The 7,174-nt window shown below is 73.0% G+C and carries 9 protein-coding genes and 1 riboswitch; of the genes, 5 read left to right on the top strand and 4 right to left on the bottom strand.

Annotation, left to right across the window (positions count from 1 at the left end):
- Nucleotides 1–64: 64 nt before the first annotated feature.
- Nucleotides 65–1,033 carry an aldo/keto reductase gene (locus tag DEJ04_RS13455; protein ID WP_111047403.1) on the top strand — a complete coding sequence of 323 codons (969 nt, stop codon included), beginning with the start codon at nucleotides 65–67 and terminating at the stop codon, nucleotides 1,031–1,033.
- 127 nt (nucleotides 1,034–1,160) lie between these two features.
- On the opposite strand, the gene DEJ04_RS13460 is transcribed toward DEJ04_RS13455, so the two are convergent.
- Nucleotides 1,161–1,796 carry an NADPH-dependent F420 reductase gene (locus DEJ04_RS13460; RefSeq protein ID WP_111047404.1) on the bottom strand — a complete coding sequence of 212 codons (636 nt, stop codon included), beginning with the start codon at nucleotides 1,794–1,796 and terminating at the stop codon, nucleotides 1,161–1,163.
- 75 nt (nucleotides 1,797–1,871) lie between these two features.
- On the opposite strand from DEJ04_RS13460, the gene DEJ04_RS13465 reads away from it, so the two are divergent.
- From DEJ04_RS13465 to DEJ04_RS13480, 4 genes are all read left to right on the top strand, one after another.
- Nucleotides 1,872–2,168, top strand: coding sequence for a GNAT family N-acetyltransferase (locus DEJ04_RS13465; RefSeq protein ID WP_111047405.1), 297 nt, complete (start codon nucleotides 1,872–1,874; stop codon nucleotides 2,166–2,168).
- A gap of 21 nt (nucleotides 2,169–2,189) precedes the next feature.
- Nucleotides 2,190–2,651, top strand: a complete 462-nt coding sequence (locus DEJ04_RS13470; RefSeq protein WP_111047406.1) for a VOC family protein — start codon at nucleotides 2,190–2,192, stop codon at nucleotides 2,649–2,651.
- Nucleotides 2,652–2,734: 83 nt separating this feature from the next.
- A complete protein-coding gene (locus DEJ04_RS13475; protein ID WP_111047407.1) occupies nucleotides 2,735–3,205 on the top strand; it encodes a MarR family winged helix-turn-helix transcriptional regulator in 471 nt (156 codons plus the stop codon).
- Nucleotides 3,202–3,711 carry a metallophosphoesterase gene (locus DEJ04_RS13480; RefSeq protein WP_111047408.1) on the top strand — a complete coding sequence of 170 codons (510 nt, stop codon included), beginning with the start codon at nucleotides 3,202–3,204 and terminating at the stop codon, nucleotides 3,709–3,711. Before DEJ04_RS13475 ends, DEJ04_RS13480 begins: the two co-directional genes overlap by 4 nt.
- A 103-nt stretch (nucleotides 3,712–3,814) precedes the next feature.
- Here DEJ04_RS13480 and thiD read toward each other — a convergent pair whose 3' ends face one another.
- The 3 genes from thiD to thiM all read right to left on the bottom strand — a co-directional run bounded on the left by thiD (nucleotide 3,815) and on the right by thiM (nucleotide 6,989).
- The gene (thiD, locus tag DEJ04_RS13485; RefSeq protein WP_111047409.1) at nucleotides 3,815–5,383 is read right to left on the bottom strand and encodes a bifunctional hydroxymethylpyrimidine kinase/phosphomethylpyrimidine kinase; all 1,569 of its coding nucleotides are present in this window, start codon (nucleotides 5,381–5,383) and stop codon (nucleotides 3,815–3,817) included.
- Nucleotides 5,380–6,129: a thiamine phosphate synthase gene (gene thiE / locus DEJ04_RS13490; protein WP_111047410.1), complete on the bottom strand. Its 750-nt coding sequence runs from the start codon at nucleotides 6,127–6,129 to the stop codon at nucleotides 5,380–5,382. Before thiE ends, thiD begins: the two co-directional genes overlap by 4 nt.
- The gene (thiM, locus tag DEJ04_RS13495; RefSeq protein WP_181437822.1) at nucleotides 6,126–6,989 is read right to left on the bottom strand and encodes a hydroxyethylthiazole kinase; all 864 of its coding nucleotides are present in this window, start codon (nucleotides 6,987–6,989) and stop codon (nucleotides 6,126–6,128) included. Before thiM ends, thiE begins: the two co-directional genes overlap by 4 nt.
- A riboswitch (TPP riboswitch) is annotated at nucleotides 6,978–7,073 on the bottom strand. It overlaps the preceding gene by 12 nt.
- Nucleotides 7,074–7,174 lie beyond the last annotated feature (101 nt).

Consider the following 7,174-nt stretch of genomic DNA (forward strand, 5'->3'; position numbering starts at 1 on the left):
AGTTGTAGCGGCAACCGCTGTGTGGATCGCAGCCCCAGTTCGGGGTCGCCGGTACGTTCGGGTGATGACCGGAATCGAACACCGTCCCCTGGGCCCCTCGGGGCTCGTCGTCTCCACCGTCGGCCTCGGCTGCAACAACTTCGGGCGGCGGGGAACCGCGTCCGAGTCGCAGGAGGGCACCGACGCCGTCGTCGCCGCGGCCCTGGACGCCGGGGTGACGCTCTTCGACACCGCGGACATCTACGGCGGCGTGCCGGGCATGTCCGAAGAGATGCTCGGACGCTCGATCCGCGGCCGCCGCGACGAGATCGTCCTCGCCACGAAGTTCGGCATGGACATGCAGGGCGCGAACGGGCCGGACTGGGGCGTCCGCGGGTCCCGCCGGTACGTGCGGCTCGCGGTCGAGTCGTCGCTCCGCCGCCTCGGCACGGACTGGATCGACCTGTACCAGATGCACCGGCCCGACGAGGTGACGCCGATCGAGGAGACCCTGTCGGTCCTCGACGACCTGGTCCGCGAGGGCAAGATCCGGTACGTCGGGCACTCGAACTTCGCGGGGTGGCAGATCGCCGAGGCCGAACTCACGGCGTCGATCGCCGGGACCACCGCGTTCGTGTCCGCGCAGAACGAGTACAGCCCGCTCGCCCGGGACGCCGAGGCCGAGGTCCTGCCGGCGGTGCGGGCGTACGCGCTCGGGTTCCTGCCGTTCTTCCCGCTCTACAACGGGCTGCTCACCGGCAAGTACACGAAGGCGGGCGGTCCGGTCGACGGGCGGTTGACGACCTCAAAGCCGCAGGTGCTCGAGGACGCCCCGTGGGACGTGCTCGACGACTACCAGCGGTTCTGCGACGACCGGGGTGTGACGATGCTGCAGGCGACGTTCGCGTGGCTCCTGGCGCAGCCGGGGCTGTCGAGCGTCATCGCGGGGGCGACGAAGCCGGAGCAGATCACGCAGAACGTCGAGGCCGGCACCACCTGGGCGCCGACCGAGGACGACATCGCCGACATGACGACGATCTTCGACCGGGCCTGAGCGGGCTTTCGCGCCGGGTCGGCTCGTTTCGCGCCCGGTTGTTTCGCGCTGAGCGACAGGTCACGGGCTGCGGAGCTCGTGAGGTGTCGCTCAGCGCGAAACGGCGGCGGTGCGGCGGTGCGGCGGACTAGCGCGTCGCGGCGGCCAGGGCGTCGCGCAGCTCGGCGGCGGTCATCCGCGGGCCGTAGCCGGGGGTGTCCCGCTGGATGCGCCAGCCCTCGGCGAGCGGCCCGGCGTCGACGACGTCGAAGCCGAACGCGTCGATGAGCTCGGCGACGGTCTGCTTGGCGGAGCCGTCGTCGCCGGCGATGACGAGGGCACGACGGTCGGGGGTGCCGGCGGGCGTCGCGTGGCCGGTCAGGTCGTCGGCGCCGATGTGGTTGAACGCCTTCACGACACGGGCGCCGGGCAGATGGTCCTGCAGCATCTCGGCCGTGGTCGTGGACTGGTCGTCGAGGGCGGCGATGTGGCCGTCGCGCTCCCAGTAGTAGTTGTTGGTGTCGATGACGACCTTGCCGACGAGGGGCTCGACGGGGATCGTCTCGATCGCGGCGAGCGGCACCGTCACGACGACGATCTCGCCCGCTGCGGCTGCCTCGTCGCGGGTCGCTGCGCGTGCGCCGTCGCCGAGTTCCGTGACCAGGTCGGTCAGGGTCTCCGGGCCGCGGGAGTTCGCGATGACGACCTGGTGGCCGTTCCGTACCGCGAGTCGAGCGAGCTGGGATCCGATGTTGCCGGCGCCGATGATTCCGATGGTTGTCATGGTGTCCCTGCAACGCTGCCCGCCGTCGTGCATTCCCCGGGGGCGCGAACGCCCCGCCGGGAGCATGATGGCGGCATGGACCCCGACTTCCGCGACGAGACCGACCAGGACCGCTACGCGATGTACGTCGGCGGCGAGCTCGTGAGCGTGCTCGACTACCGGGTGAACGGTGACGCGGTGGCGTTCCCGCACACGTACACGGTCCCGAAGCACCGCGGCCACGGCTACGCGGCGCAACTCGTCGAGTACGCCGTCGCCGACGTCGAGTCGTCGACCACGAAACGCATCGTCCCGATGTGCTGGTTCGTCGGCAAGTGGTTCGACGAACACCCCGAGAAAGCCGACCTGCTCAGCCGCAGCGCCGCGGACTGAGCACCGAACGAAGGGGCTCCCGTGCCCACCATCACCCCGTTCCTCTGGTTCGACGACCAGGCCGAGCAAGCGGCCGAGTACTACGTCGGACTGTTCCCCGACAGCCGCGTCGACAGCGTCAGCCGGATGCCCGACGGCCGTGCCCTCGTCGTGGAGTTCACGTTGCTCGGTGCCCCGTACCGCGCGATGAACGGCGGCCCCGGGCACCCGCACACCGACGCGGTCTCGTTCCAGATCGACGTGGACACGCAGGACGAGCTCGACCGGCTGTGGGACGCGCTGCTCGCCGACGGCGGGAGCCCGATGGCGTGCGGCTGGTTGACCGACCGCTGGGGTCTGGCGTGGCAGGTGACCCCGTCGATGCTGGGTGAGCTGATGAGCGGATCGGGTGATCCGGAGGCCAACGCCCGCGTGTTCGAGGCCATGATGCAGATGGTCAAGTTGGACATCCCCGCACTGCAGGCCGCGGCCTCCGGTCACTGACCCCACTCTGCGCCGACCCGCCGGTAGTGTGACCGGACCAGGAGACCGCCGGCCGGCGCCGGCACAGACAGGCTGGAGCCACCATGGACCACCCGAGTTCGAGGGTCCGCAACAGCGACATCAGCCGGGCGTACACCGAGCTCGCCCGCATCACCCGTCGGGCGAGCATCCGGGCCCGGGGCTCGGACCAGGTGTTGAGCGTCGTCGACCAGTCCCTCGTCGACTTCGTCGTCCAGCACCCGGGCTGCATGGCCATCGACATCGCCCGCTACCTGCGCCTGAACCGTTCGACGATCTCGCGGCAGCTGTCCGGGCTCCTCGCGACCGGACTGGTGCGGACGACCGACGGCGGCAGCGGCAACGCGAAGCCGCTCGAGGCGACCGACGCCGGCCGCGCCGCGCTCGAGCGGTCGGTGCTGCTGCACCGGGACGCGCTCGACGAACGGCTCGCCGACTGGTCGGACGACGACATCGCACTGCTCGCCGGGCTGCTGGAGCGCCTCGGCGCCTCGGACGAGGCCGGGCTCCCGATGCCGGCACCCACCGAGTCGTGACGACGTCGTTCGTCCTGCTGTCCGACACGCACCTGCCGAAGCGCGCGAAGGACCTGCCGCCCGGACTGTGGCACGACGTCGACGCGGCCGACCTCGTGGTGCACGCGGGGGACTGGGTCGACCTGGCCACCCTCGACGCCGTGCAGGCGCGGTCCAGCCGGTTCGAGGGCGTGCGGGGCAACAACGACGGTCCGGAGTTCGACGACCGGCTGCCGCTCGTCGCCCGGTTCGGTGTCGAGGACCTTCGCTTCGCCCTGGTGCACGAGACCGGGGCGTCGACCGGTCGGGAGCGCCGGATGGACGCCGAGTACCGGGACACCGACGTTCTCGTCTTCGGCCACTCGCACATCCCGTGGGACACCGTGGCGTCGTCGGGGATGCGCCTGCTGAACCCCGGTTCGCCGACCGACCGCCGTCGCCAGCCCGACCACACGTGGATGCGCGGCACGGTCAACGGCACCGAGCTCTCCGTCGAACTGGTGCGGCTGCCCCCGGTCGCCGGCTAGCCCCGGTCGCGTGCCTGCGTCGGCGCGCCCCGTTCCCGAAAGCGACAGATCCCCGCGGAACTTCTCCGGACATCTGTCGCTTTCGCGGGGTGTTCGACGGCCGTCAGCGCAGCAGTGTCGCTTCGGCGGCACCGACCGCGCCGCCCGCAGCCGCGGTGGCCTCGGCACCAGCAGCCCCTGCCAGCGGCATCCGGAAGAACGCGAGCTCCCACTCCGTCGAACGCCGGAACGCCCGCGCCATCCTCCCGCGCTCGTCGGGCGTCGCCGCACGGGCTGCCTCCTCGACGAGCTGGGTCGCCTCGGCGCTCGACGCCGCGAACCCCGGGTCCCCGTACGCCGTGATCCAGTCCGCGAAGGCGTGCCCGTCCGGAGCGACCCCGAGCTGCGACCCGACCCAGGCGTAGACCCGGAAGCACGGCAGCACCGCGGCGGCGAGCACCGCACGGGAGCCGGAGTCGGCGGCCTCCTGCAGGTGTGCGAGGTACCCGGCGCACGTGGGGTGCACGGGATCGTCGGCGTGCGAGCCGGCCAGCCGACGGTGGTGCAGGTCACGGGCCTCGTCGGCACACCCCTGCGCAGCCGCCGCCCAGAACGCAGCAGCATCGCCAGCAGCACCGCCATCGCCAGCACCATCGCCAGCACCAGCACCAGCACCAGCAGCAGCCGCAGCACCAGCACCGACCCCGAGTGCCGCCAGGTGCCGCTCGTACGCCCGCAGGTAGTGGACGTCCTGCGCCAGGTAGCCCGCGAACACCTCCGGCTCGAGGGTCCCGTCCCGGAGCCCCACCAGGAACGCGCAGTCGATCGTCTCCTGCAGCACCGATGCCGCATCCGCCCACCACACGTCCGTGTACGACGGCGTCGGCAGGGCTGCCCGCGCTTGCGCCCCGTGGTCGACCGGGCCGTTGCCGCTCCCGACCGTCAGGGCGTCGGCCCCGCGCAGCGCCGCCGTCAGCCACTCCTTCGCCACCCCGACCGCGAGCTCCCAGTCGCCGTGCCGCGCGGCGAGCGTCGCGATCGCACTGGAGAGCGAGCACCCGGTGCCGTGCGTGTTCGTCGTCGCGACCCGGGGACCGGTGAACACCCGCACGGTGCCGTCCGGTGCCACGAGCACGTCGTCCGAGGTCGGCCCCTCGTCGTGCCCGCCCTTCGCCAGCACCAGGACGTCCCACCGCGCCGCCACGGCACGCGCGGCATCCAGCGACGAAGCCGACGACAACACCCCGGCCAGCTCCGCCAGTACCACGAGCTCGGCCCGGTTCGGCGTCACCAGGTCGGCGAGCGCGAACAGCGCCCCCATGGCTGCGGCCGCGTCCTCATCGAGCAGCCGGTCCCCGCTCGTCGCCACCATCACCGGGTCGACGACGACCACCGGCGGCCGGTGCTCCCGCAGCCAGTCCGTCACGACCCGCACGACGTCGGCGGTACCGAGCATCCCGATCTTCACCGCGTCGACCACGACGTCGTCCGACACCGCGTCGAGCTGCTCCCGCAGGAACCCGACGTCCGGCACGTGCACCGACCGCACCCCGTGCGTGTTCTGCGCGACGAGCGCCGTCACGACCCCCATCCCGTACCCGTCGTGCGCGGCGATCGCCTTGAGGTCCGCCTGCATCCCGGCCCCGCCCGTCGGGTCGGTCCCGGCGATGCTCAGCACCCGTGGGACGCTCATGCGTCCGCCCCGTGGTGCGTGACGTCGGCCTGGAGGGACGGATCGCCAGCACCTGACGGCCCCGCCTCCGCCCCGTGGCCGGGTCCAGGGCCCCACGCGGCCACGTACGCCGCCGCGGCGGATCCGGGGTCGCCCGCGGCACAGATGCCCGAGACGATCGCGACCCCCGCGGCACCGGCATCCCGGAGCGGCACGACGTCGTCGAGGGTCACCCCGCCGATCGCCACGCACGGCACGTCGGTCGCGGCGGCCAGCCGGGCGAACCCGTCGTGGCCCAGCGCCGGCGGGTGGTCGGCCTTCGTCGCCGTGGGGTGCACGACCCCGACGCCGAGCAGGTCCACGGTGCCGCGGGGGAGTCGCTCGACGGCAGCCAGGTGCGCGAGTGTGTTCGCGGTGAGGCCGACGTGGGCGTCCGCTCCGAGCAGGGCGCGGGCCGCGGTGACGGGGACGTCGGACTGGCCGAGGTGCACGCCCGCCACCCGGTGTCCCGCGTGCCGTGCGGCGAGGGCGACGTCGAGCCGGTCGTCGACCACCACCGTCGCACGGTCCCCGACGGCGTCGGCGACGGCCGCGGTGAGTGCCAGCAGGTCACGCGCCGAGGCGTCCTTGTCCCGCACCTGCACGACCCGGACGCCGGCGTGCACGGCGGCGCGGACGACCCCGAGCACCCCGATGCCGTGCCGGTCGGCCAGGGCACCGTCGGTCACCAGGTAGACGCCGAACCCGGCGGACTGCAGGGCGCTCATGCCGACACCGCCCGGGCACCGACAGGAGCGGTCTCGACCGTGATCCGGGCCTCGCGGACGACGTCCTCCGGGGTCAGCGACGCCAACCGGTCGAGGAACAGCGGCTGGAAGGTCCCCGGCCCACCGGCATCCCGCGCCGCGAGCTCCGCGGCGATCGTGTGCACGGCGGTGGCGGCGACGGCAGCGGCACCCGCGTCCTCCGGCGCGACCGACGTGAACGCGGCGACGACCGCGCCGAGCGCACATCCACCACCGGTGATGCGTGTCAGCAGGTCGGTCCCGTTCGCCACCCGGACCACACCGATGCCCGGCGCGACCAGCAGGTCGACCGCACCCGACACGGCCACCGCGGCCACGAGCCTCCCGTCCGAAGCGGCGACGGACGCGACCCGGGCGTCCTCCGTGCCCACGGTGCTGTCGACCCCGCGGCCACCGGCCGAGTCGCCGAGCAGGGCGAGCACCTCGGACGCGTTGCCCCGCAGCACCGTCGGGTGCAGCGCGAGCAGGTCGCGCGCCAGGGCGGTGCGCACCGGCAGCGAGCCGACCGCCACCGGGTCGAGGACCCACGGGGTCCCGGCGGCACGGGCGGCGTGCACGGCCTCGAGCGCGGCGACCCGCGGCTCGGCGTGCGGGGTACCGGTGTTCACCAGCAGGGCATCGGCGACGCGGGCGAACGGCCCCGCCTCGGTCGGCACGTCGACCATCGCGGGCGAGGCCCCGAGTGCGAGCAGCACGTTCGCCGTGACGTTCTGCACGACGGTGTTCGTGATGCACTGCACCAGCGGCGCCCGGGCACGCACGGCCTCGAGCAGTTCGGCGGTTCGGTGGGCCCAGGCAGGGGAGGGCGCAGCGGTTTCCATGGACGATCCCTTCGCGAGTACGAGCTCGAGCAGGTTCGACGGGTGTGATCTCAGCCGCTGGATGCGGCACCCCGTGTCTCGAGCGACACCGTACACGACGCCCGGTGACCACTTCGAGGCCCGCTCCGGGCACCGTGTGCCAGGGTTGGACCGTGCCAGATGCAACGCCCCCCGGGCCCCCACCC

The organism is Curtobacterium sp. MCLR17_044, from assembly GCF_003234435.1.
Classification (GTDB): domain Bacteria; phylum Actinomycetota; class Actinomycetes; order Actinomycetales; family Microbacteriaceae; genus Curtobacterium; species Curtobacterium flaccumfaciens.